This is a genomic window from Parapedobacter sp. GCM10030251, assembly GCF_042666505.1.
Taxonomy (GTDB): Bacteria; Bacteroidota; Bacteroidia; order Sphingobacteriales; family Sphingobacteriaceae; genus Parapedobacter.
This window is the reverse complement of record NZ_JBHTDN010000003.1, coordinates 511456-535240: the sequence shown is the minus strand read 5'-3', so window position 1 is coordinate 535240 and position 23785 is coordinate 511456. Positions and strand designations below refer to the sequence as shown.

The window sequence follows — 23785 nt, the reverse complement described above, 5'->3', positions numbered from 1 at the left end:
TGCTCATACAGGTTCCATTTATTTTACTCTTTTTTTGATAAAAGTTGTATCTTGCGCCTCATTTTGAAAAAGGGTGGAAAATCACCTGAAAAGACAAGAACTTAACAATATAAAATAACAGCTTAAAGAAACAGTTTTAGATAGGCTATGGGATTTATGAATTATTTGCGTAACCGGGCGGGCGTGGTTATCGTTGTTTTTATCGGTTTCGCGATTTTTGCGTTTTTATTGGGAGACGTGATTAATTATGGTACTCCTTTTTGGGCGCGCCACCAGAATCAGGTAGGCAGCATCAACGGGGAGGCCATAGACATCAATGAATTTAACGCACAGGTAGACCAAACGTCGGAAATGTTCCGCCAGCAAATGGGTGGAGGCACCCTAAATCCGCAAATGAAATCCTATGCCGTTCAACAAGTATGGGGTCAATACTTAACCCGCGAATTGTTAAGAAACGAGGTCGAACGCATTGGCCTGACCGTAGGCAAGACGGAATTGAATGACTTGGTTCAGGGCGACAATCCGTCCATGCAGATCCAACAGGCGTTCCGCAACCCACAAACCGGTCAATTCGACCGTGGCCAGCTCAATAACTTCATTTCACAGGTAGGCACCCTGCCCCAGGGCCACGAAGCACATGCGCAATGGGACGCCCTGCTGCAAAGCATACGGGATGAACGGTTAGGTGCAAAATACACCAACCTGATCAATAACAGTGTGTACGTGACTGCACTGGAAGCTAATGAAGAATACAGCCAGCGGAATAAGCTAGCTAATTTCGAATATGTGTTGCTGGACTACGAATCGGTACCTGACAGCTCGGTAACCCTTACCGACCAGGACTACAAAGATTATTACAACGAAAACAAAGGCGTATTCAAGAATGAAGAGGAAACACGTAGCCTGGAATACGTTGTATTTGATGCAAGTCCTACTGCTCAGGACACCGCAAGGGTTAAAGCCACCATCGATGAATTGAAGGCCCAATTAGCCGAGTCTACGAGCGATTCCCTCTTTGCCTCCGTCAATTCGGACACCAAATATCCCTACATCTTCCGCAAACAAGGCGAATTCAGCCCCGCATTGGATACGTTGGTATTCGGGGCACCGGTCGGCACAACGGTAGGACCGGTGCTGGCAAATGGCCGGTTTGAAATTGCCAAAATCATTGATACCAAGGTAGGACCGGACTCGGTAAAAGCCAGCCACATTTTACTGAATCCCGCCACTGAAGGTGGGATAGACAAGGCCCGGGCAAAAGCTGATTCCATCAAGGGACTCATCGAAAAGGGAGAGAGTTTTGCCGCACTGGCCGTACAATTCAGTGTCGACGAAGGCAGCAAAGTGAACGGCGGTGAACTGGGTACCTTTGGCCGCGGAATGATGGTTCCGGCGTTCGAAAATGCAGCATTTGATGCGAAAGAAGGACAGGTGGTGATCGCGAATTCGCAATTCGGCATCCACATCATTAAAGTCGAGGACCAGATCGGCTCCTCACGCGTAGTGAAAGCCGCCATCATCGACAAGCAGATAACCAGCGGGAAAGAAACCATGAACGCAGCTTACAACAAAGCAACCCAGTTCTTTGGCGCACTTAACAAGAATAATTTTCAGGAGGTCGCCACGCAACAGGGTGTTTCCGTACTGAAAGCCGATAACATCACCGCCATGGAAACCATGCTGATGGGCACAGAAGTGCCCCGTGAATTGGTACGCTGGGCTTTTGAAGCCGATCAGGGCGACTTTTCCGACAAGATCTATGAATCGGAAACCAAATACGTAGTTGCACGGGTTACCGGAATCCGCGAAAAAGGCCAATTGCCTCTGGAAGCGGTAAAAACAGAAATCGAACCGATCGTCCGCAATCGGGTGAAAGCCAAGAAGCTGATCGCCCAGGCAGACGAGGCCGCCAAAGGAGCTACCTCCATTGCGCAAATCGGCGAAAAGTTGAAAAAAACACCGGCGTCCGCGGAAAACATTGTGTTTGCAAATCCCGTTATTCCCGGTGTTGCGCAGGAAAATGCCGTCGTCGGTACGGTATTCGGTTTGCAGCCCAAACAACCCTCGAAACCCATACGGGGCTCTCAAGGGGTATACGTCGTAGAAGTGACCGGCTTTGTAAATCCCGAGGCCCCCAGCGACCTGGCCGCGCAGAAAAAGCAAATGGCGCAATCCCAGGCTCAACGCTCCTGGTCCCGGGCCTTCCGCGCATTGCAGGATAAGGCCGATATCGTAGATAACCGGGCGAGGTTCTTTTAACAGTCGGCGCTAATAATTTATTTCGTAACTTTGTATCCGGATGGCTAACAGTGCTATCCGGATTTTTTGTTATGGAAATACAGGAAACCATTATCAATAAAGTGGCACAAAGTGGCTTGGTGACCGTAGACCTTGCGCATTTTGCCCCACAAGGAAAGCGCGTGGTATACGACATCAAAGACAATCTATTCCACGGCCTCATCTTACGTGAGAAAGACTTTAGGGAATTTGTCAAGACACACGACTGGTCGCAATACACGGATACATACGTGGCAATTACCTGCACGGCAGATGCAATTGTGCCCACCTGGGCGTATATGCTGCTGGCCAACCGACTGGAACCTTACGCTAAGGACATGGTATTTGGCGATTTGAATACCCTAGAAACGGTACTATACGAACGAGCGCTCGAAAAACTAGACATGGAAGCCTATCGGGATCAACGCGTAGTTGTCAAAGGCTGTGGCGACATAAACATCCCCGAATCTGCCTTTGTCAAGTTTACCGCTCAGCTGAGCAAAGTTGCTAAAAGCATCCTATACGGAGAGCCTTGTTCCACGGTTCCCGTTTTTAAGCGCAAGGCCTGACATGACCAAAAGCGGTATTTTATTGATAACCTTTCTTTGGGGGGCACTGTTTGCCCAGGGACAGTCACTTCCGTTCCTGAAAGAGCCCGCATTCAAGGCGGGTGAGGAACTGCAGTACCGCCTACGTTACGGCGTCATTTCGGCCGCCGTCGGCACATTGAAAGTTGAAGACTCGAAGATCAAGTTTAGCAGTCCGCATTCTTTTCACCTGACTGCACGTGGTCAAACCTCCAAGGCATTCAGCGTTTTCTATACCGTGGACAACCGCTACGACTCGTACATTGATTCACGGACATTCTTACCGCATTATTACACTGAAAACATACGCGAAGGCAATTACCGGCGGACAGACATTGTTCGCTTTGATCATCGCAACCGAACCGTGCAAGGGAACAAAGGCACCTTCAAGAGCCCGTCTGCCCAAACCTTTGATCTGCTGTCCGCATATTACTTTTCCCGTAACCTTGACCTGAGGAATGTACAACCGGGTCAGTCGTTTAAAATGACCTATTTCCTGAATGACGAAATTGCCACTTTAGGTATCGAATACCTAGGAGTAGAAAGCATAAAAACCTCCATTGGCACGTTGGAATGCCTGAAATTCAGTCCGGAAATAACACCCGGTAGGATATTTCGAAAAGACAGCCGGCTATATCTTTGGGTAACCAATGACGGCAATCGCATTCCGGTAAAAGCGCAGGTCGAAATACTGATCGGTTCGGTGACTCTGGAGCTCTCCGAAGCCAAGGGATTGAAATATCCGTTAGGTGAAAAACTGGCCGGCGTATCCAAATAGCAGACAACCATGATGATTGAAGTAGGTACCGTATTGGTAAGTGAGGAGTTGATTAAGGAAGAATTTGTGTGCAACCTTGGCAAATGCCACGGCGCGTGTTGTGTCGAAGGCGATGCCGGAGCTCCGTTGCAGCGCGATGAACTGGCTGTGCTCGATTCGGTCTACCCACAGGTAAAACGCTATATGACCGAGAAGGGAATCGCCGCCGTAGAAGAGCAAGGCACCCATGTGGTCGATATGGATGGCGACCTGACTACTCCGTGTGTGGATGGCAACAAAGAATGCGCATACGTGACCTGGGAAAACGGCATCACCAAATGTGCGATCGAGAAAGCCTATGAGCGCGGGGAGATCAACTGGAAAAAACCGATCTCGTGTCACCTCTACCCCATCCGCACCACTGCCTATCCAGAGTTTGATGTGCTGCATTACGACCGTTGGCATATCTGTCATTCTGCCTGCTCTCTGGGCAGAGAATTGAAAGTACCGGTATATGCGTTTTTGAAAGAGCCGCTCATCCGCAAATATGGGCAAAAGTGGTACGAGGAGCTGGAAGAATCCATAGCACTGCTATAGGTTATTGTGGATTATCTTAGTATCTTGCGCCGGTCTTACGCACATGCTCAAACTAAGCGAAATACAAAAACCCATTGCCAACGAGCTGGCAACTTTTGAAGACAAATTCAAAGAGTCGATGCGGAGTTCCGTTCCGTTACTCGACCGGATCACGCACTACATCGTAAAGCGAAAAGGCAAACAAATGCGTCCGATGTTTGTCTTTTTTTCTGCAGGGCTGTGTGGGGGTATCAACGATGCGACCCATCGCGGCGCTGCCCTGGTGGAGCTGCTACATACAGCTACCCTGGTACATGATGACGTGGTAGACAATGCCAATGTACGACGCGGCTTCTTTTCTGTAAATGCTTTATGGAAAAACAAAATTGCGGTCCTCGTCGGAGATTTCCTTCTCGCCAAAGGGCTGTCGCTATCGATCCGTAATCATGATTTCAGATTGCTTGAAATCGTTACCCATGCTGTGGAACAAATGAGCGAAGGAGAATTGCTCCAAATCGAAAAAGCCCGCCGGATGGACATCGAGGAAGCGGTTTACTTTGAAGTAATCCGGCAAAAAACGGCCTCGCTGATTGCCTCCTGCTGCGCTTGTGGTGCGGCATCAGGCGGTGCGGATGAATCTACCATCGATCTCCTGCGCCAATTCGGGGAGAAAGTAGGGATCGCCTTCCAAATCAAAGATGATTTATTTGATTTCGGTATCGACGATGTAGGCAAACCCCTGGGGAACGATATCAAGGAAAAGAAAATTACGTTGCCGTTGATTTATGCATTGCGGCGGGTAAAGAAGTCCGAAAAGCGATATATCATCAATTTGGTGAAAAACCATAACGAAGACTCGCAAAAGGTGCGCGAAGTCATCGCATTTGTGAAAGCAAACAGGGGCATGGAATACGCTACTGCTAAAATGCAGGCATATCAGCAGGAAGCATTTGATATCCTGGCCCGTTTCCCGGTCAACGATTATCGCAACGGGTTGGAACAATTGGTAAGATACACAACTGAACGTAACAAATAAACATGAGCAACGAACTTCTATTCTTTGGCGGCTTTTTACTGTTTATCATTCTCATGCTGGCCATTGACTTGGGACTCTTTAGCAAAAGCGAAAAGGCGGTAAGCCTCACCCAAGCCGCTATTATGAGTACAGTATGGGTATGCTTTGCATTAGGGTTCTACGTGGTGCTGCGGATCTGGGGACACGAATTGCATGACGTCCATGATTTTGGCAGGTTAGCAGAAATTACCAAAAAACATCTGCATAACATCCGATTGATACCCGATGATTTCGCCGCCAGCTTGGCCATTTACAAGAATAACCTGGCACTGGAATACCTTACGGGATATGTGGTGGAATACGCCTTGTCAGTAGACAACATATTCGTCATGGTGCTGATTTTCAGCTCGTTTGGCGTGCCTCCAAAATACTATCACAAAGTCTTGGTGTGGGGAATCATCGGAGCCATCGTCCTTCGGTTCCTTTTCATATTTTTGGGCGCTGCGCTCATCAGCCAATTTGGATGGATACTTTACATCTTCGGCTTTTTCTTGGTTTACACAGGTATCAATATGTTTCTGCACCGGAGCGATGAAGAAGAAATCGATCCACAGAACCATACGGTGGTAAAGTTTGCTTCCCGGTATTTCTCGGTCTATCCCACCTTTGTGGGCGGTCAATTCTTCCACAAAGAAGCAGGAAAAAAATACGTCACACCTCTTTTCCTCGTCTTGTTGGTGATTGAGTTTACCGATTTGATTTTCGCAGTGGATTCGATTCCAGCGATCTTTGCCGTAACCAAGGATCCCTACATCGTCTTTTTCTCCAACATATTTGCGATCCTGGGTTTGCGGTCGATGTTTTTCCTACTGGTTAACATCATTCACAAATTCCATTACCTTAAAACGGGTCTCTCCTTTCTGTTGGTATTCATCGGTGCCAAAATGCTGTTGCATCACTGGTTAGACGGATGGGGCTTCACCACATCGCATTCATTGATCGTGATTGTTTCCATTCTGGCCCTCAGCGTTATTGCCTCTTTGGTTTTCCCGAAAAAGGCAAAGGCCGGTTAACCGACACTTAAGACCACCGTACGTCCTGTATCTCGGGTGTTCGCTCAAACACCTTCTTGGCGTACGGACACAGGGGAAGGATCTTTAGGTTATTGTCGCGCGCAAATGCAACCGCAGACATTACCAGCTGTTTTCCGATGCCTTTTCCCGAGAAATCCGGGTTTACTTCCGTATGATCAATGATGAACTTATGATCCCCTGCCCATGTGTAAGTCATCAGGCCTGCTTCTTCGCCATCAATCAATGCGCTGAATTGACCCTTTTTACCGTTATCATCTCGTTTAATTTCCATACTACTAATTATTTAACGTTGCTCCGTGTAAGAGGTTTGGGTATTCTGGAAGAAAAAAGCCCACTTATCTGCCTGTTCGGCAATGATCATCGCCGTCGGCTTTCCGGCACCGTGCCCCGCTTTGGTCTCTATGCGGATCAGCACGGGGTTCGTTCCTCCATGATATGCCTGCAATCGCGCAGCGAATTTGAAAGAATGCGCAGGTACCACGCGGTCGTCGTGATCGGCAGTGGTCACCAGCGTGGCCGGATAATCCGTTCCTGCCTTCAACGCATGGTATGGGGAATACGTAAACAGATACCTAAACATCTCCTCGTTATCATCGGCTGTACCGTAGTCATACGCCCACCCGGCTCCGGCCGTGAATTTATGATAGCGCAGCATGTCCAACACGCCCACCGCCGGAAAGGCTACTTTAAACAGTTCAGGCCGCTGGGTCATTGCGGCTCCCACCAATAACCCTCCGTTTGAACCGCCCGCAATCCCTAATTTCTCCGAAGACGTATATTTTTCAGCGATGAGGTATTCAGCCGCCGCGACGAAATCGTCAAATACATTTTGCTTTTTCAGCTTCGTCCCGGCCAGATGCCATTTTTCACCGTATTCTCCACCACCCCGCAGGTTAGCCACGGCATATACGCCTCCTTGTTCCAGTAATACGATATTGGAAGTACTGAACGAAGGGGTGAGGCTAATGTTAAACCCACCGTAACCATACAGAAGCGTTGGATTTGAACCGTCCAGCTCCAGTCCTTTCTTATGGGTAATAATCATGGGTACTTTAGTGCCGTCTTTGGACGTATAAAACACCTGCTTGGACTCGTATTTGGTCGGATCGAAATCCACACCCGACGTTTTGTACACCGTTGACTCGCCGGAAGCAATGTTATATTTAAATATTGTCGGCGGATACACATACGAGGTAAACGTATAATAAAGTTCGGTATCGTCTATTTTCGCTCCGAAGCCGCCTGCAGAACCAACATCCGGCAATTCGATGGTACGTTCCAGCTTGCCTGATCGATCGTATTGCTGCACGAGAGAGGTTGCGTCTTTTAGGTAATTGGCAAAAATCTTCCCGCCACCCGTACTGGGGCTCAGCACGTTTTCGGTTTCGGGAATGAGATCTACCCAGTTTTCGGGCCCCGGATTCCCCGCATCCACGGTCACAATTTTTCCGTTGGGCGCATTCAAGTTGGTGTAAATAAAAAGGGTTGAGCCGTTGTTGTCAATAATCGCATGGTTTTTTTCAAAATTGTCAACCACATTTACGATCGGGCTGCCTGCTCGGGAAAGATCTTGAATATACAGTTCTCCGCCGCTGGTCGCATTTGCAGCGGCGATAACCAAAAACCGCTCATCTTCGGTTAGGTATCCATCGACGTAACGACGGGGCGTACCGGCTCCGCCAAAGATCAGCTGGTCTTCACTTTGGGGTGTATTAAGCTTATGGAAATACAATTTATGTTGGTCGGTAATACCTGAAAGTGTACTTCCTTCCTTAGGCTTGTCATAGCTGCTATAATAAAACCCTTCGTTGGCACGCCAGGCTAAACCGCTAAACTTAACGTCCACCAGTGTATCCCCCACGAGCGATTTATCCTCGGCCCGGATAACCACCACTTTGCGCCAATCCGACCCACCTTCCGATAGTTGATATGCCACCAAACTCCCATCCTTGCTGAATGCGATTCCCGCCAATGAGGTGGTGCCGTCATTTGAAAATTTATTGGGATCCAAAAATACTTCGACCTCCCCGTCATCTCCTTTCTGGCGGTACAGCACCGATTGATTCTGCAACCCGTCATTTTTATAAAAATAGGTGTAGTTCCCTTCTTTGAAAGGCGCGGAGTATTTTTCGTAATTCCACAGCTTCTCCAATCGTTGATAAATTGCGTCGCGGAACGGTATCTGCTCGAGGTAGTTGTTGGTAACCTTGTTTTCAGCTTCCACCCACGCTTTGGTATCAGTCGCGGTGTCATTTTCAAGCCAGCGATACGGGTCGGGCACTTCCGTGCCGAAATAGTTGTCTACTACATTCTCCTTCTGGGTTTCTGGATACGGCAATAACGTCATGGTGGGTGCAGGATCAATGGCTTTTTCCGATTCCTGGCAGGCAATGGCAAATGCCGCCAGAATCAGGATGTTTACGGTTTTATTCATGTTATAATTCAATATGTGCGAAACAAACTTAGGTAAAGTTGCTTTTATTTACAAACTGTTCGGCTGTGCTATGTCAACGAGACTGTATGCAAGTCAGTAGTTCGATAGTCTCTCCAGACAAAAATTAACTTTTGCTTTGGAATTGTCATCCTATCCGATTAATTTTGAATTAGCTGCCGATTCCAGATTTAGCAAATTCCATTCGCTTTCATCCTGCTAAATTCAAGACAAGACAAGGAAGAGATAAGCAAGGTACCATTTTAGGGTTGTCTTGAATATGAGTCCATTATTTTATAGAAATTTATGGAGTTATTATGGACTTGTTATAGAGTAACCATACTATCATAGCGAAGCCAATACAAAGCGGATACAGCTCGGGGGTTCATCCAATTCCCAGCATTACTCAGAAAGTTCATAACAAGAAAAAGTGCGCGAAGGACAAACCTCCGCGCACTCAACATAAAAACCTTTATGTACTTTGCGTGAAAAAATCAGACGTCGTAGGTAGTCGAAGAAGTTTCTCCTCCACGTCCTGTCCAGTTGGTATGGAAAAATTCGCCACGTGGCTTATCCAGACGCTCGTAGGTATGGGCGCCGAAGTAATCGCGTTGTGCCTGTAGCAAGTTTGCCGGCAGGCGTTCGCAGCGATATCCATCGTAATAAATCAATCCTGCACTTAAGCAAGGAACGGGAATTCCGTTTGTGATAGCAGACGCGATCACTTTCCGCCAACCCGTTTGTGCGGCCTGAATTTTTTCCCGGAAGAAATCATCGAGGATGAGATTCTGTAAATCTGGATTTTTGTCAAACGCTTCCTTGATTTTACCTAAAAATGCAGACCGGATGATGCATCCCTCGCGCCACATGAGCGCAATGCTGCCATAGTTAAGTTTCCAGCCATATTCCTTAGCCGCGGCAGCCATCATCTGGTAACCCTGTGCATAAGAGATAACTTTTGCGGCATACAATGCGTCGCGTAGGTCGTTAATAAACGTTTGCCGATCCCCATTGAATGAAGGGACTGGTCCGTTTAGTACCTTTGAAGCAGCCACACGTTCTTCCTTCAGAGCCGAAAGGCAGCGGGCAAATACCGATTCAGCGATCAGCGTTAGGGGCACCCCTAATTCAAGCGCTACGGTACCCGTCCATTTACCGGTACCTTTCTGTCCTGCCGTGTCCAGGATCTTATCGACCAACGGCTGCCCGTCTTCGTCCTTAAATGCCAGGATATCGCGGGTGATTTCAATCAGGTAACTATCCAATTCGCCTTCGTTCCATTCCTTGAACACCTCGTGCATTTCATCGGGTGTCATGCCCAGTACGTCTTTCATGATCTGATATGTTTCGTTGATCAGCTGCATATCGCCGTACTCAATACCGTTGTGTACCATTTTGACGAAATGGCCGGCGCCACCGTCGCCTACCCAATCACAGCACGGGGTCCCGTCAGCAACCTTTGCGGCGATTGATTGAAAGATCGGTTTGACCGCGGGCCAAGCAGCAGGCGATCCTCCCGGCATAATAGACGGACCCAAGAGCGCCCCTTCTTCACCTCCCGAGACCCCGGTTCCAATATAATATAACCCCTTGCTCTCAACATACTTTGTCCGACGTTCGGTATCCGGGAAATGGGAGTTCCCCCCATCGATGATGATGTCTCCCGGATCCAGATGCGGAATCAGCAGCTCGGTGAAATCATCAACGGGTTTTCCGGCCTTAACCATCAGCATCACTTTCCGGGGGCTTTTCAGCGACTGGATTAAATCTTCAATGGATGTAGCCCCATAGATGTTTTTGCCTTTTGCCCGGCCGTTTACAAAACGCTCAACCTTGTCTACCGTACGATTGTAAGCCGACACATGAAAGCCTTTGCTTTCCATATTCAGGATGAGGTTTTCCCCCATCACGGCGATACCAATAACGCCTATATCAGATTTTGCTTGCATATTCCTAGTTAATTTGCTTCCAAAGTTATACTTTACCCATGCAAGAACAAATAGAAAGTGTCGAAAATTTGTAAACTAACGCCTCTGTATGTCCATCGCCCCATCCGGTTTTATCAAATTTTATGTGGAACGATACGAAAAGCACCGGTTACCCCGGTATTTAACTCGAAGGTTTACGCCGTTTCTAAGGAAGCGAAAATGTTTTCGGGCAAATCAGCCGGTCGAAAGCGATAGCGGACAGTTCCGGAATTCGGCACTCGCCGTCGGGCACCATCAACGTAGCCGTGCTACCGTGGAATAATGATATCCCAGACCTACGATGACCTATCGGATCAATGTTCCCGGAAAATCCGTTACGGTCTCACAGCATACCTGTTCCATCACCTGCTTCAATTGAGCTTTAAGCATACCGATGGTATGATCGCCTCCTTGCTTACCCAATGCAGACACACCGTACATAAACGGACGCCCCATGAACGTGAACTTGGCGCCGCATGCCAAGGAACGACCGATATCGGGTCCTGACCGCAAGCCACTGTCGATCATGATGGTCATTTTGTCACCATATTTGTCGGTGAGCCCCTTCAGTGGCTTAATGGTAGATTCACCTGCATCAATTTGCCGGCCGCCATGGTTGGATACGATGATGCCATCAGCACCAATGCGGATGCTTTCTTCCATGTCCTCATCGCTTACCACCCCTTTTATGACCAATTTGCCCTTCCAAAGGTCCCGAATGGCTTTAATCTTTTCTGAATCCACACGTCCGGTAAACGTAGCGTTCATAAATTTACCAAGCTGCTTGATATCAAGGTCTTTTCCCATATAGGGCTTCAACGTGGCAAAAGTCGGCATGCCCATTTTCAAAAACTCAACAGACCATGCAGGCCGCACAGCCGCTTGGATGAAATTATTAATGGTAATTTTCGGCGGCATGGATAATCCTGCCTTGATTTCCCGATAGCGTAGACCAAACGACGGTACATCTACCAAAACAACGAGCACCGAGCAGCCCGCAGCTTCCAAACGCCGGAGGATATCGTCCCGCAGCTTATTTTCGGTCGGATGGTACAGTTGGAACCAGAATTGGGAGCCGGCAACTTCGGCAATCTCTTCGATGCTTGCCGTAGAAACGGTACTAAGAATATATGGAACGTTGTGTTTTTGCGCAGCTTTTGCAAGAATAATCGGTGCGTTCGGCCACATCAATCCCTGTAATCCAATGGGCGATATACCAAACGGTGCGTCGTAAACATGGCCAAACAGCTCCGTCCGCATATCGACACCATTGTGTTTCCTCAGATACCGGGGCATAAGTTGGATATCCCTGAAGTCCATTTCGTTCCGCAGGAGATTCAGTTCGTCGTTGCAGCCCCCTTCCAGGTAATCAAAAGCGAATTTAGGGATACGCTGTTTCGCCTTTTTCTTCAGATCCTGCACCGACGGATATTGGGGATTGTATTTTAATAAATCAGGGTTCATTGATTTCCTTCTTTTATATGGGTCCTTCTTTACGGATTATGCGCATAAAAGCGCAATTCAATCAAATCATTAGGCAGTGGGCGCTCATTCCACGCCGAGTGAATGGCCAATGCCGCCCCCACTGCCGTGGCTTGAGCCATCGAAGCCGCGAAAACTTCCATTTCCGGAAACGCATCGGCCAGCAGATTCATGTAAATCGCATTCTTGCTGAATCCGCCGTCCACAAAGATACGTTTCACCGTAGAGCCCTTGATTACCAGTTGGGTAGCCACCTGTTGGAGATCAACCAGGTCCATGATAAGCCGATGATAGGCTTCCTCGTACGATCGATAATCGGATAGATTCCGTTGCGCGAAGGCAGACACTTTACCGCCGATGGGTTTCGGCCCCTGTTTTTCTTCACGTAGCCTGGATACGATACTCCGGTTGTAGGCCAGGTTGCGGTATCGGCTGGAAGGTTGACCGAAATGCTCCGCAATCCGCTTTACCTGCTGCTCATGTTCGTAGCCCGCAAAAAGCCGGGAGGCCTTCACCGGGGTTCCCTGATAATGCATATAACACAGGCAATCCGATTCCAGTTCCTCTTTGGTCAGTGGCGTATGGTTAAACGGATTGAGACTGATACACCAGGTACCTGTCGAGATTAGTACGAAAGGTTCATGAAAACTAACCAGGTAAGGAATCAACGCAGCTGAGCTATCGTGCAAACCCACCCCGACTCCATATCCGTTACCAGGGAACGATGCAGGCAACACCTGATCGCCCAGTGCGATCGGCGCCAACTTGTCTATGATGCCCTCCCGGTATACCCATTCATGATAATCATTTTTGGTGAAATCCCACAGATGCGTGTGACAGCCGATGCTGGTCATGTCGGAGTACATCTGCCCGGATACCAAAAAACTCAGGTATTGCGGTAGATGCAACGCATAGTGGATACGTTCAAACAGTGCAGGCTTTTCATACTTGGTGCGGTACAATTGCATGCCCGAATTGAGACTTCCTAAAACCGGGGACGCGGTAACGAAGGCCACCGTATCTTCCCCTCCGTACGTTTCGTAAAACTTGTGTTGGAGCGCTTCCGGATAAGGCTTCAGGTAGTTGCATAACGGGGCCAGTGGTTTGCCATCTTCGTCGACGTACACCAAGCTCGCGCCATATGCCGCGAAATTGATCGCACGCACGTCGAACTCCGGCTTCCGGAATACCTCATGCAGGGAATCGAATACCGATAGCCGCAGACTTTCCAGATTCTCGCAAGGATCGCCGTCCTCATCTACGGTTTCGGTAAACCGCGCAGACCGTTCAAAAACTATTTTATATTGTTCATTAAACAGAAATAGCTTCTTATTGGTCTTACCTACATCAAATATCGCTATTACAGGTGTTCGCATTTTTTATAATCCCGTAGCTACTGTTTTTGATCCGCGTTCTTTAATCAGCTGGCCACGCACATCGAGGTCTCTGAACAGTTGAACAGGATTCACCGCTGCGCCAGCCCTTCTCCGTGCCTCTGCTACCAACGGGCGCACATCCGTGCGGAAAGCGTGCTGCAGGACTTCCTGTGCGCGCACCACATCGTTCCGCGATTGTGCCTCGGCCAGTGCAACCCGGTCGATCAACAAGGCCTGAGCATACGCAATCAGGATGGCTTCCACCGATTGCAGCAGATCCTCAAGCGGATCCTTGAGGTTATGGGAAGCATCAATCATCCACCCCAGATCCGTGGTATGGTTCATACCCCGGTTGTCCATCCCTTCGACCAATTCGTTGAAGATCAAAAATAATTGGTAGGGTTTGATGCTGCCGGTAGTCAGGTCATCATCTCCGTATTTCGAATCATTGAAATGGAATCCGCCGAGCTTTCCCTCCATCAGGAGCAGGGCTACAATCTGCTCAATATTGGCATTGGGTAGGTGATGGCCCAGATCGACCAACGTATACGCCTTATCGCCCAGTTTATTAGCATATAGCAGGGATTGGCCCCAATCGCCTACCGTGGTGGAATAAAAATTGGGTTCGAAAGCCTTGTATTCCACGAATATTTTCCAATCCTCCGGAAGCGCTTGGTAAACCTCCTGCAAGCTTTCCAAGGTATTTTGGAACGCACGGCGGAAGTTTAACTGACCGGGAAAACTCGATCCATCGGCCAACCAAACGGTGAGCGACTTTGATCCCAGTTCCACACCGTGCTTAATTACCTCGATGTTGTGATCAACCGCTTGCTTTCGTACCGCTTTGTCTACGTGTTGCATGGAGCCGAATTTATAGCTCAAGGCTTGGCCCGGTTGATCCTGGAACGTGTTGGAGTTCATTGCATCGAAACTCAGACCGTGTTGGCCGGCCAGTGTGCGTATGGCGGCATAATCTTCGGGAATATCCCATGGAATGTGCAGAGAAATTGCACCGCTGGACTGGTTGAGTGCATGCAAAAGGCCGATGTCTGCAATTTTTTCTTCCAGGTTACGCGGTTCTCCCCCACCTGAAAACCGGCCAAAACGTGTACCACCGGTACCCAATGCCCAACTGGGTATGGCTACCTGGAAATCTATTAACTTCTGAACTATGGATTCGATGTCCGACAGTTCTTCCGCCAGTTGACTGAATCGGCGGCTTTGAACCGCCTCATGTTGTTGGTTATGGGCTGCTATTTGATTTTTATCGATATTCATCTATTTGTTTTTTGTTTTCAGTTGTCAGATAGAGCCTTTGATGATCAAAATAACCGAAGCGACAGCGGCGAAGCTCGTCATTGCCCTGTGGGCTTAATGATTATTTTGATCATGCCGGGTTCATAACGGATCTACTTATCAAAGATAAATAGAATTGCCAATCAAATGCCGTTTAGGCACATTTAATTGACAATTCTGCTTATAAGAAATTATCGGACGAATGCCATGGCGACACCTCCATCCACATTCAATACATTGCCCGTAGACTTTTTCATCAATCCACCTACCAGCACAAAGCAGGCATTGGCAATGTCGTCCGGCAAGATGATTTCACCGAGCAGGGTACGCTTGGCGTAGTACGCAGGCAGTTCCTCTACGGTAATTCCGTAGGCTTTGGCACGCCCCTCGGCCCAGCCGCCTGCCCAGATGTTGCTGTCGCTAATAACCGCGTCCGGGTTCACCACATTTACGCGGATTTTGTCGGCCCCCAGTTCGGCTGCATTCAACCGGCTTAAGTGCAATTGTGCGGCTTTAGCCGAGCCATAACCTGCGTTATTGGGACCGCTGACCAATGCATTTTTGCTAACGATATTAATGATATCACCACCGATGGCTTGCTTCTTCAACACCTGAACGGCCGCCTGGGTTACCAAAAACTGTCCCTTTACCAATACATCGTAAAGCAGATCCCAGTCTTTCTGGGTATGATCCCCGATGGATTTCGAAATCGACAACCCCGCATTATTGACGACGATATCTATCCCACCGAAGGCCAGCGAAGCCGTATCAAACGCCTGCTGGATCTGATCTGCATTCGTTACATCCAATTGAGCGGTAGCATATGCGTCTTTTCCGAAGGCAGCCTTAAATTCTTCGGCAGCCCCTTCCAATCGCTCTGCATTGAGGTCATTGAGGATCACAACGGCACCTTCTTGCACGAATTTCTTGGCGATCGCCTTTCCGATACCTCCAGCGCTCCCCGTCACCAAGGCGATTTTGCCCGACAAGGGTTTGGGCTTGGGCATACGTTGCAACTTTGCCTCTTCCAGAAGCCAATATTCGATATCAAACGCCTCTTGCCGGGGCAGCGACGTATATTCAGATATTGCGTCGGCTCCCTTCATTACATTGATGGCGTTGGTGTAAAATTCGGCCGCTACGCGCGCGGTTTGCTTATCCTTCGAGAAGGAAAACATTCCGATACCCGGATACAGGATGATAACCGGATTTGGGTCGCGCATAGCCGGACTGTTGGGGTGCTTGCACGTTTCATAATATTCCTTGTACATCGCACGGTAGGCTTCGAAGGCCGGCGCCAGCGTTGCCTTAAGCGCTTCCGCATCCGACAGGTCGGCGTCGGGTGCCAAGTCCAATACCAGCGGGCTGATCTTGGTACGCAGGAAATGGTCCGGGCAACTTGTGCCCAAAGGAGCCAGCCGATCGAGGTCATTCGAATTGATAAACTCCAATACACGGCCATCATCGGTAAAATGACCAACCATATGGCGTTCTGACGAGCAGAATCCGCGAAGTACCGGGGCCAACGCCGCAGCTTGCTTTTTACGTTGCTCGGCAGGTACGTCTGCTAACCTGGCTCCACCGAACACAGGGCGCTTTTTACCGTAGTTTGCCTCTAGGTATTCGGCGCAGCGCTCGATGACGGTGAGTGTGTTGATGTAACTTTCATAAGCGGTGTCTCCCCACGTGAAAAGTCCGTGTGAGCCCAACATGATCCCTTTTATACCCGGATTTTCATTGAGGCATTCCCGAAGCTTCAGTCCCAGGTCGAATCCCGGCCGCTGCCATTCCACCCAGCCTATTTCTCCGTTGAACAACTCCTTTGTAATCTGCTTACCGTCCTTTGCCGCGGCAATGGCGATCGCTGCATCGGGATGCAAATGGTCAATATGCTTGAAAGGGAGAAAACCATGCAGCGGTGTATCGATAGACGGAGCCTTCGACGCTAGGTCGTAAATGCAATGGTTGAACAATTCGACCATTTCATCCTCGTGCTCAATACCGCGATAGACGTGCTCCAAGCTTCGCAGGCGATCTACATAGAGCGCCGCCAGTCCGCTGCGCGTCAACGTGCCGATATCTCCTCCAGAACCTTTAATCCACATAACTTCCGTGTCAAGTCCCGTAAGCGGGTCTTTGGCGATCGCTTTGCACGAGGTGTTGCCTCCCCCGTAATTGGTAAGACGCAAATCAGCTCCCAACAGGTTGGATCGATAAAGCAGCAACGCCACTTCATCTCCTGCTAATTCCGCAGCTTTCGCATGGTCCCATAAATAACTGACATGCTTAAACGATTCTTTTCCAATGATCTCAGACATCTTTTTTTTTATTTTTTGTTAATTTGTATATTCGGTTTTCGGCAATCGGCTTCCGGCTCACAGCTCTCTGTCACCCGCGTTCGACTTACGATAATGTCCTTGCAAAACCTACCAGCAGGATCGACAGAATAATCACTGCGATTCCACTGATAATGGTACCATACGTTTTTTTACTCACGCCCTTCCACTCTTTCAAAATGACTCCCCAAGCGTTGGCTATCAGAATAATAAATGCCATGTGCAAGATCCACGAGCTGGCGCCATTGCCCAATCGGCTTTCGCCCATTCCATAAAAGAAAAACTGCAAATACCAAGTGGTTCCGGCCAATGCACAAAAGAAAATATTCCGTGCAACGGGGACTTTTGTATTTACGTAGTCGCCAAATGTCCGATTGCGTGCATTCAGGAACATGCACCAAATGAAATTGGTAGTGAGCCCACCCCAAAGCACAACCACATAGGTTACGTTATTCTGGAAGAGAAACTCTCCCTCCCCCGGATTGGCTGCCTTCCACAGCTCGTTAGCCACATTAGCCATGGGTTTTCCAGCTTCCAGTCCAAAATTAAAGCAGGCGCTCAAAATACCGGAGATAATGCCGACGAGTAACCCGATTCCAAACTTAAAATCTTTATTCCCGCTGGCATCGGCTGCCCCGCCCACAAGTTCACGCTCTTTTAATACACCTGCACGCCCACATAGAAAAATGCCAACGATACAAACCAACAAGCCCAATAGCACCGTTCGCCCCGAAGCGGTCGTGAAAAACAAATCAATCGTCTCTTTCCCTTCACTGCCATTGATATAATAAAATATAGAGGGTACCAGCGATCCAAAAACCATGGTCAACCCCAGAATGATACTGCTTCCCAGGGATACACCCAGGTATCTGACGCCCAAACCGTAAGTAAGTCCACCTATCCCCCACAGCAGGCCAAATAAGTAGGCGTAACCAATCGTGCTGCTGTCTGCTTGCCGGATAATCTCGGCAAAACCGGGAATCGTTATATAGGCAGCGAGCGGCGGCACAATGAGCCAGGAAAATAGGCCGCCAACGATCCAAAACGTTTCCCAGGCCCAGCCTTTGACTTGCTTATACGGGACATAAAAACTTCCAGAGGCAAAGCCTCCAATGAAATGGTAAATTACTCCTGCGATTACTTGCATACAATACGGTAATTGGTTAATTAAAACGGCGCAAGATAGAAAAGATGAAAAAACGAACTGTTATGTGCTGTCATGTTTTTTGACATTGAATTTCCTTTTAAACAATAAATCCCGTAATATCGTGTTTTAAATTTAAAAACTTAATTTGAAACAGCGAACGAACATGAGAAACCTTGCATTCCCAGCCCTGCTGGTTGCGTTAATTTCATTGGGAAATGTTTTCGGACAAACTACGTCACGGCGGGAACCTCCCAAGGGGTCCCTTACGAGTGGAACGATCGATAGCCAATTCATTTATCTCTATGCAATTTCACGAACCCAGGATGGCATTGAACATGTTCGCCAGGCAAACCTTGAACAGATCCGGAAAAATATTGCGGATACGATCAGGGTATTGACCAAAGAAATTTCCGATTTAAAGTCCAAAGATGGCAGTCAACAAGCTGCAGTAGAAGCCATGACCGATTCGCTTGCTCAGGCTCGAAACGAATTGCAAATTGCCCAACGGGAAAAAGACAGCTTTTCATTTATCGGCGTTTCCTTGGAAAAAAGCACGTATAGCTTAATTATGTGGGGTATTGTCCTCTTATTAGCCGCAGCCCTGATCTTTTACATCTACCGTTATAACCAAGGTCATGTGGTTACCAACGACACCAAAAAGGCGATCGAGGAACTCCAGGAAGAATTCGACCAGCACCGGAAAAAAGCCATGGAGAAAGAGCAGAAACTCAAACGACAATTGCAGGACGAGCTAAATAAACGGCTGGGATAGGAGGGTGCAATGATGAAGCGATCAAAAAAAGCGGTTCTCTTGCTAGTCCTGTTTTCGGCATTCCTCCATTCGGCCTGGGCCGAAGATCCCAAACCGTTGGCTATCGGTTCAAAAGCACCCGACTTTCGTCTAAAGGGCGTAGATGATCAGGTGTACACGTTGGAAAGCTTTAAGGAAGCGAAACTGCTAGTGATCGTCTTCACCTGCAATCATTGTCCTACCGCACAGGCCTATGAAGACCGGATCATCGCATTTACGGCCGCCTATCAACCCAAAGGCGTCCAGGTAGTGGCCATCAGTCCCAATGCGGACGCGGCCATACGACTGGATGAATTGGGGTATACCGATCTGAATGACAGTTTCGAGGAAATGAAAATCCGTTATAAAGACAAAGGCTATAACTTTCCATACCTCTATGACGGCGACACGCAAGCGGTTTCGACGCAATACGGACCGGCTACAACTCCACACACTTTCGTATTTGACGAACAGCGTGTGTTGCGCTATGCGGGTCGCATCGACGATGATGAACACATCGGCAGGGCGAAAACATCCGATTTAAAAAACGCGGTAGATGAGCTGCTGGCCGGGAAACCGGTAACAACACCTACTACACGGACCTTCGGATGCTCGGTAAAGTGGAAATCAAAAACGGATTGGAAATTACAGGAAGCCGAAAGCTGGAAGAAGGAGCCGGTAACGCTCGAAACGGTCACGCTGGATTCGCTGAAATCGGTACTGGCCAATCAATCCGGGAAATACCGTTTGGTTAACTTTTGGGCAACCTGGTGTGGTCCCTGTGTGGCCGAGTTTTCCACGCTTACGGAAACCGACAAAATGTACCGGAACCGTGAATTCGATTTTGTTACCGTTTCATTGGATGCTAAGCAATCGGCAGATAAAGTACGAACCTTTCTGGAACAGAAATATGCGAGTAACCGCAATCTGCTTTTCGGCGATGAAAACAAGTACGATCTTATTGAGGCGGTGGATAAAGAATGGCAGGGCGCATTGCCATATACCGTTCTCATAGCCCCGGGAGGTGAAATTGTCTTTAGGCAAATGGGCATCATTGAGCCCCTGGCACTCCGCAAAGCTATCGTTGAACATATTGGCCGTTACTATCCGTAGCTTTCGCTCGATTTGCGTAACTTTGCCCTATACCTTGGGCAATTTTGTATTCTTACCCTAAACCCAGCCCCTAAAAGTTCATTCGAAGTCCGTTAAAAGTCCGTTAAAAGTCCGTTTAACTCCGTTCCAACTCCGTTAGACACTCCTGTTTCCTCCCCCACACCTACGTCCGCCCTTCGGATCCCATCCCCCTTGATAAGCAGTCCATAGATCTGTGTATACCACGTCGACATAACCAATGGGATACAAATGGGATACGGAGAAGGGACATAACACGACCGTACACAAACCGGCTCATGGAAATAGGTTATATTTCTTTACATTTAAATTTGCTTTTAATTCTTTTAAGCGTATTTTTGCAGTCCAAATTTAAGGCCTGTATTTTGCCTTTATTATATTGGTTTATAAAATTTTAGTTCCAGATAATATGTCCAATATTGGAAAAATAGCCCAGATCATCGGTCCTGTAGTCGATGTTAGTTTCTCCGAAAACGCCAAACTTCCCAAGATTTACGATGCATTGGAAATCGAGAAAGATAATGGCCAACGGATTGTTTTAGAAGTACAGCAACACTTAGGAGAAGAGCGCGTACGTACCATCGCAATGGATGGTACAGAAGGCCTGACACGCGGCATGAAGGTCGTTGATACAGGCGCCCCTATCAAAATGCCCGTTGGTGAAACGATCAAAGGGCGCGTGTTCAACGTGGTAGGTGATGCAATAGACGGCATTGCGGGACTTGAAAAATCCAACGGCCGCAGCATACACAATACGCCTCCCAAATTCGAAGATCTCTCAACCGAGACGGAGGTACTCTTTACCGGTATCAAAGTAATCGACTTATTGGAGCCCTACGCCAAGGGAGGTAAGATCGGACTCTTTGGTGGTGCGGGCGTGGGTAAGACCGTATTAATCCAAGAACTGATTAACAACATTGCAAAGGCGTACTCTGGTCTATCCGTATTTGCAGGGGTAGGTGAGCGTACCCGCGAAGGTAACGATCTCTTACGTGAAATGCTGGAATCCGGCATTATCAAATACGGTGAGGAATTCATGGAAGGCATGGAGAAGGGAGAATGGCCTTTGGATAAAGTGAATACTGAAGAGCTGAAAGACTCCAAGGCTACCTTTGTGTTCGGACAGATGAATGAGCCTCCCGGGGCACGTGCTCGTGTGGCACTTTCGGGACTGACCATAGCGGAGTATTTCCGCGATGGCGACGGCGAAGGCGCTGGCCGTGATATCCTGTTCTTTATTGACAACATTTTCCGGTTTACCCAAGCGGGGTCTGAAGTATCGGCGTTGTTGGGACGTATGCCTTCAGCGGTGGGATACCAACCGACATTGGCGACGGAAATGGGTCTTATGCAGGAGCGAATTACCTCAACCAAACGCGGATCGATCACCTCGGTACAGGCAGTGTATGTACCGGCCGACGACTTGACCGACCCGGCACCGGCAACTACTTTCGCCCACTTGGATGCAACGACCGTACTTTCCCGTAAAATCGCCGAGCTGGGTATTTATCCCGCGGTGGATCCGCTGGATTCCACTTCCCGGATTCTGAGCCCTACGGTTTTGGGCGAAGAGCATTACAACACCGCCCAACGGGTAAAGGAAATTTTGCAACGCTACAAAGAACTCCAAGATATCATTGCCATCTTAGGCATGGACGAACTTTCGGAAGAAGACAAACTGGTCGTTAGCCGTGCACGTCGCGTGCAGCGCTTTTTGTCCCAACCCTTCCACGTTGCCGAGCAGTTTACCGGCCTCAAGGGCGTACTGGTAGATATCAAGGACACCATCAAAGGATTCAATATGATCATCGACGGTGAAGTAGATGAGTATCCCGAAGCGGCTTTTAACCTGGTGGGCACCATCGAAGACGCCATTGAAAAAGGTAAAAAACTCCTAGCGGAAGCCGTGTAATCTGATTTTGATTTAGATGTTGATTATCGAGTCAAATAGTAGTATTTCAATCACAAATCGTAAATCGTAAATCAAAGTGAAACTCACGATCATTACTCCAGACAAACCCGTTTATGATGGCGATGTTACATCTGTGACCGTACCTGGCTCGGCAGGATCTTTTGAAGTGCTGAAAGACCATGCTCCTATTGTTTCCACATTAGAAGATGGAAAAGTAATTATCCGCACCGGCAAAAGCGAGAAAATTATCCGAATTATCGGAGGTGTTGTGGAGGTCATCCACAACGAAATCACTGTACTTGCCGAAGGAGTTATAGAAGACTAGATAGAGAAAAAATAAACGCAAAAAAGAGCCTCCCGGCAAGCATCGCCGGGAGGCTTTTTTTTTCAACTTTTATAGACATCGGTGCCATTTTACGCAGAATTTTGTAGAGTAACGATCCCTCATCGAAAAATGAACTGAATACCCAAATTGGTTTCGGTATAATTACACGAAAATATTATTTTACAGTATAGTTATAAATCAAAATTTAAGTTTGTATAGTTAACAAGTGCAGAATTTTGTTCTTTTTTAAAAAAACGGCTTTATCCTATTGCCAATACTAAATAAACACCCTACCTTAATAAAATCGAAAAGAGACGATCACCTAATGAGAACTTGGGAGGGAATCCAGTCGCTTCATTGGGTGCGAATTTGCTAAATTTTTAGGTTAACAGAGATGAAATATTTCGGTAAAAATACTTGGGTATATTTCAACGGCGCATTTATCAAAGCAGACCGCGCCGAAGTTGACTTATTTGGCCAATCATTGCATTATGGGTATTCAGCCATCGAGGGCATCCGTGCATACAACACCCACAACGGAACCCGCATGTTCCGGGCGGAGTTGCATTTCGATCGCCTTCGCCGCTCGGCCGAGCTTGTAGGTATGCCCTTTCCCTGGAAAACCGAACTTTTGGTTGAACATACCTACGAACTTCTTGATAAAAACAATTTACGAAGTGCCTACATCAGGCCGTTGGTTACCACCGGCCCGAACATGTTCCTAACACCGGCCAAGGATGCAAACATCGTCATCGCTGCTTGGGAATGGGGGCCGTTTTTAGGCTCGGATCTCATCCGGGTATCCCTATCTCCGTACCAACGGCCCAATCCCCGGTCGCTCCCTCCTGAGGCCAAGATTTCGGGTCAATATGTAGCTTCGATCGTCGCAACCAACGAGGCAATTCAACGCGGATTTGACGAAGCGATCTTACTAGACAGCGACGGATATGTAGCGCAGGCATCCAGCAATAATTTATTCATCGAAAAAGACACGGTGCTCTATACGCCTGCATTCGGCTCCGTTTTTCCAGGCATCACGCGACAAACCGTGCTTGAAATCGCGAATGTATTGAACATCGATATCGTCGAAAAAAAGCTTACTCCCGAGGATCTACGTGGGGCAGACAGTGCTTTCCTTACCGGCACGGCGACGGGAATTGTGGGAATTGCTGCCGTGGACGACGTGATTTTTCCCGAAGAATGGAGCGACACGTTAGGTGCTACCATACAACGGGCGTATAAAAACCTGACTTTGGAAAAAGAAAATTATGAAGTAATCATTTAAT

At 48.2% G+C, this 23785-nt stretch carries 20 protein-coding genes; 11 read left to right on the top strand and 9 right to left on the bottom strand.

The features are described from left to right. Positions 1–147 precede the first annotated feature (147 nt). From ACFQRK_RS11355 to ACFQRK_RS11330, 6 genes are all read left to right on the top strand, one after another. A complete protein-coding gene (locus ACFQRK_RS11355) occupies positions 148–2259 on the top strand; it encodes a SurA N-terminal domain-containing protein (protein WP_379006657.1) in 2112 nt (703 codons plus the stop codon). A 71-nt stretch (positions 2260–2330) separates the two neighbouring features. After that, positions 2331–2846 (top strand): DUF2480 family protein, encoded by a 516-nt coding sequence (locus ACFQRK_RS11350; protein ID WP_379006656.1) that lies wholly within the window; start codon positions 2331–2333, stop codon positions 2844–2846. A gap of 1 nt (position 2847) precedes the next feature. Beyond that, on the top strand, positions 2848–3642 hold the full coding sequence (locus tag ACFQRK_RS11345; RefSeq protein ID WP_379006654.1) for a DUF3108 domain-containing protein: 795 nt from the start codon (positions 2848–2850) through the stop codon (positions 3640–3642). A 12-nt stretch (positions 3643–3654) separates the two neighbouring features. Then, positions 3655–4218 (top strand): DUF3109 family protein, encoded by a 564-nt coding sequence (locus ACFQRK_RS11340; protein WP_379006985.1) that lies wholly within the window; start codon positions 3655–3657, stop codon positions 4216–4218. Between the two features lie 43 nt (positions 4219–4261). Continuing rightward, positions 4262–5233 (top strand): polyprenyl synthetase family protein, encoded by a 972-nt coding sequence (locus tag ACFQRK_RS11335; protein WP_379006652.1) that lies wholly within the window; start codon positions 4262–4264, stop codon positions 5231–5233. Between the two features lie 2 nt (positions 5234–5235). Then, complete coding sequence (locus tag ACFQRK_RS11330; protein WP_379006651.1) at positions 5236–6285, top strand: TerC family protein; 1050 nt, start codon at positions 5236–5238, stop codon at positions 6283–6285. A gap of 7 nt (positions 6286–6292) precedes the next feature. Here ACFQRK_RS11330 and ACFQRK_RS11325 read toward each other — a convergent pair whose 3' ends face one another. The 8 genes from ACFQRK_RS11325 to rhaT all read right to left on the bottom strand — a co-directional run bounded on the left by ACFQRK_RS11325 (position 6293) and on the right by rhaT (position 18341). Then, positions 6293–6577, bottom strand: coding sequence for a GNAT family N-acetyltransferase (locus ACFQRK_RS11325; RefSeq protein WP_379006649.1), 285 nt, complete (start codon positions 6575–6577; stop codon positions 6293–6295). 12 nt (positions 6578–6589) lie between these two features. After that, positions 6590–8740 carry a prolyl oligopeptidase family protein gene (locus ACFQRK_RS11320; RefSeq protein WP_379006647.1) on the bottom strand — a complete coding sequence of 717 codons (2151 nt, stop codon included), beginning with the start codon at positions 8738–8740 and terminating at the stop codon, positions 6590–6592. 491 nt (positions 8741–9231) lie between these two features. Beyond that, positions 9232–10686: a decarboxylating NADP(+)-dependent phosphogluconate dehydrogenase gene (gnd, locus tag ACFQRK_RS11315; RefSeq protein WP_379006645.1), complete on the bottom strand. Its 1455-nt coding sequence runs from the start codon at positions 10684–10686 to the stop codon at positions 9232–9234. Positions 10687–11010: 324 nt separating this feature from the next. Next, on the bottom strand, positions 11011–12168 hold the full coding sequence (locus ACFQRK_RS11310) for an alpha-hydroxy-acid oxidizing protein (RefSeq protein WP_379006644.1): 1158 nt from the start codon (positions 12166–12168) through the stop codon (positions 11011–11013). 29 nt (positions 12169–12197) lie between these two features. Further along, on the bottom strand, positions 12198–13562 hold the full coding sequence (locus tag ACFQRK_RS11305) for an FGGY-family carbohydrate kinase (RefSeq protein WP_379006642.1): 1365 nt from the start codon (positions 13560–13562) through the stop codon (positions 12198–12200). A gap of 3 nt (positions 13563–13565) precedes the next feature. Further along, positions 13566–14840 (bottom strand): sugar isomerase, encoded by a 1275-nt coding sequence (locus ACFQRK_RS11300; protein ID WP_379006640.1) that lies wholly within the window; start codon positions 14838–14840, stop codon positions 13566–13568. A 209-nt stretch (positions 14841–15049) separates the two neighbouring features. Next, complete coding sequence (locus ACFQRK_RS11295) at positions 15050–17176, bottom strand: bifunctional aldolase/short-chain dehydrogenase (protein ID WP_379006638.1); 2127 nt, start codon at positions 17174–17176, stop codon at positions 15050–15052. An 85-nt stretch (positions 17177–17261) separates the two neighbouring features. Then, positions 17262–18341, bottom strand: a complete 1080-nt coding sequence (gene rhaT, locus ACFQRK_RS11290) for an L-rhamnose/proton symporter RhaT (RefSeq protein WP_379006636.1) — start codon at positions 18339–18341, stop codon at positions 17262–17264. A gap of 163 nt (positions 18342–18504) precedes the next feature. On the opposite strand from rhaT, the gene ACFQRK_RS11285 reads away from it, so the two are divergent. Further along, positions 18505–19113 (top strand): hypothetical protein, encoded by a 609-nt coding sequence (locus tag ACFQRK_RS11285; protein ID WP_379006633.1) that lies wholly within the window; start codon positions 18505–18507, stop codon positions 19111–19113. Positions 19114–19122: 9 nt separating this feature from the next. Next, positions 19123–20244 carry a redoxin family protein gene (locus tag ACFQRK_RS11280; protein WP_379006632.1) on the top strand — a complete coding sequence of 374 codons (1122 nt, stop codon included), beginning with the start codon at positions 19123–19125 and terminating at the stop codon, positions 20242–20244. 92 nt (positions 20245–20336) lie between these two features. Here ACFQRK_RS11280 and ACFQRK_RS11275 read toward each other — a convergent pair whose 3' ends face one another. Continuing rightward, positions 20337–20477 (bottom strand): hypothetical protein, encoded by a 141-nt coding sequence (locus ACFQRK_RS11275; RefSeq protein ID WP_379006629.1) that lies wholly within the window; start codon positions 20475–20477, stop codon positions 20337–20339. A gap of 194 nt (positions 20478–20671) precedes the next feature. Here ACFQRK_RS11275 and atpD point away from each other — a divergent pair, with 194 nt between their 5' ends. The 3 genes from atpD to ilvE all read left to right on the top strand — a co-directional run bounded on the left by atpD (position 20672) and on the right by ilvE (position 23784). After that, positions 20672–22174 (top strand): F0F1 ATP synthase subunit beta, encoded by a 1503-nt coding sequence (gene atpD / locus ACFQRK_RS11270; RefSeq protein ID WP_379006626.1) that lies wholly within the window; start codon positions 20672–20674, stop codon positions 22172–22174. A 76-nt stretch (positions 22175–22250) separates the two neighbouring features. Then, the gene (atpC, locus tag ACFQRK_RS11265) at positions 22251–22499 is read left to right on the top strand and encodes an ATP synthase F1 subunit epsilon (protein WP_379006624.1); all 249 of its coding nucleotides are present in this window, start codon (positions 22251–22253) and stop codon (positions 22497–22499) included. Between the two features lie 394 nt (positions 22500–22893). Next, positions 22894–23784, top strand: coding sequence for a branched-chain-amino-acid transaminase (ilvE, locus tag ACFQRK_RS11260; RefSeq protein ID WP_379006622.1), 891 nt, complete (start codon positions 22894–22896; stop codon positions 23782–23784). The last annotated feature ends 1 nt before the right edge of the window (position 23785 follow it).

Excerpts from the sequence above, each read along its gene's own strand:
- ACFQRK_RS11340 (WP_379006985.1), top strand. The coding sequence starts at position 3,655 with ATGATTGAAGTAGGTACCGTATTGGTAAGTGAGGAGTTGATTAAGGAA.
- gnd (WP_379006645.1), bottom strand. The coding sequence starts at position 10,686 with ATGCAAGCAAAATCTGATATAGGCGTTATTGGTATCGCCGTGATGGGG.
- ACFQRK_RS11295 (WP_379006638.1), bottom strand. The coding sequence starts at position 17,176 with ATGTCTGAGATCATTGGAAAAGAATCGTTTAAGCATGTCAGTTATTTA.
- ACFQRK_RS11285 (WP_379006633.1), top strand. The coding sequence starts at position 18,505 with ATGAGAAACCTTGCATTCCCAGCCCTGCTGGTTGCGTTAATTTCATTG.
- ACFQRK_RS11305 (WP_379006642.1), bottom strand. The coding sequence starts at position 13,562 with ATGCGAACACCTGTAATAGCGATATTTGATGTAGGTAAGACCAATAAG.
- ACFQRK_RS11355 (WP_379006657.1), top strand. The coding sequence starts at position 148 with ATGGGATTTATGAATTATTTGCGTAACCGGGCGGGCGTGGTTATCGTT.
- ilvE (WP_379006622.1), top strand. The coding sequence starts at position 22,894 with ATGAAATATTTCGGTAAAAATACTTGGGTATATTTCAACGGCGCATTT.
- ACFQRK_RS11325 (WP_379006649.1), bottom strand. The coding sequence starts at position 6,577 with ATGGAAATTAAACGAGATGATAACGGTAAAAAGGGTCAATTCAGCGCA.
- ACFQRK_RS11275 (WP_379006629.1), bottom strand. The coding sequence starts at position 20,477 with ATGTCGACGTGGTATACACAGATCTATGGACTGCTTATCAAGGGGGAT.
- ACFQRK_RS11280 (WP_379006632.1), top strand. The coding sequence starts at position 19,123 with ATGATGAAGCGATCAAAAAAAGCGGTTCTCTTGCTAGTCCTGTTTTCG.
- ACFQRK_RS11310 (WP_379006644.1), bottom strand. The coding sequence starts at position 12,168 with ATGAACCCTGATTTATTAAAATACAATCCCCAATATCCGTCGGTGCAG.
- ACFQRK_RS11345 (WP_379006654.1), top strand. The coding sequence starts at position 2,848 with ATGACCAAAAGCGGTATTTTATTGATAACCTTTCTTTGGGGGGCACTG.
- ACFQRK_RS11300 (WP_379006640.1), bottom strand. The coding sequence starts at position 14,840 with ATGAATATCGATAAAAATCAAATAGCAGCCCATAACCAACAACATGAG.
- ACFQRK_RS11335 (WP_379006652.1), top strand. The coding sequence starts at position 4,262 with ATGCTCAAACTAAGCGAAATACAAAAACCCATTGCCAACGAGCTGGCA.
- rhaT (WP_379006636.1), bottom strand. The coding sequence starts at position 18,341 with ATGCAAGTAATCGCAGGAGTAATTTACCATTTCATTGGAGGCTTTGCC.
- ACFQRK_RS11350 (WP_379006656.1), top strand. The coding sequence starts at position 2,331 with ATGGAAATACAGGAAACCATTATCAATAAAGTGGCACAAAGTGGCTTG.
- ACFQRK_RS11320 (WP_379006647.1), bottom strand. The coding sequence starts at position 8,740 with ATGAATAAAACCGTAAACATCCTGATTCTGGCGGCATTTGCCATTGCC.
- atpD (WP_379006626.1), top strand. The coding sequence starts at position 20,672 with ATGTCCAATATTGGAAAAATAGCCCAGATCATCGGTCCTGTAGTCGAT.
- ACFQRK_RS11330 (WP_379006651.1), top strand. The coding sequence starts at position 5,236 with ATGAGCAACGAACTTCTATTCTTTGGCGGCTTTTTACTGTTTATCATT.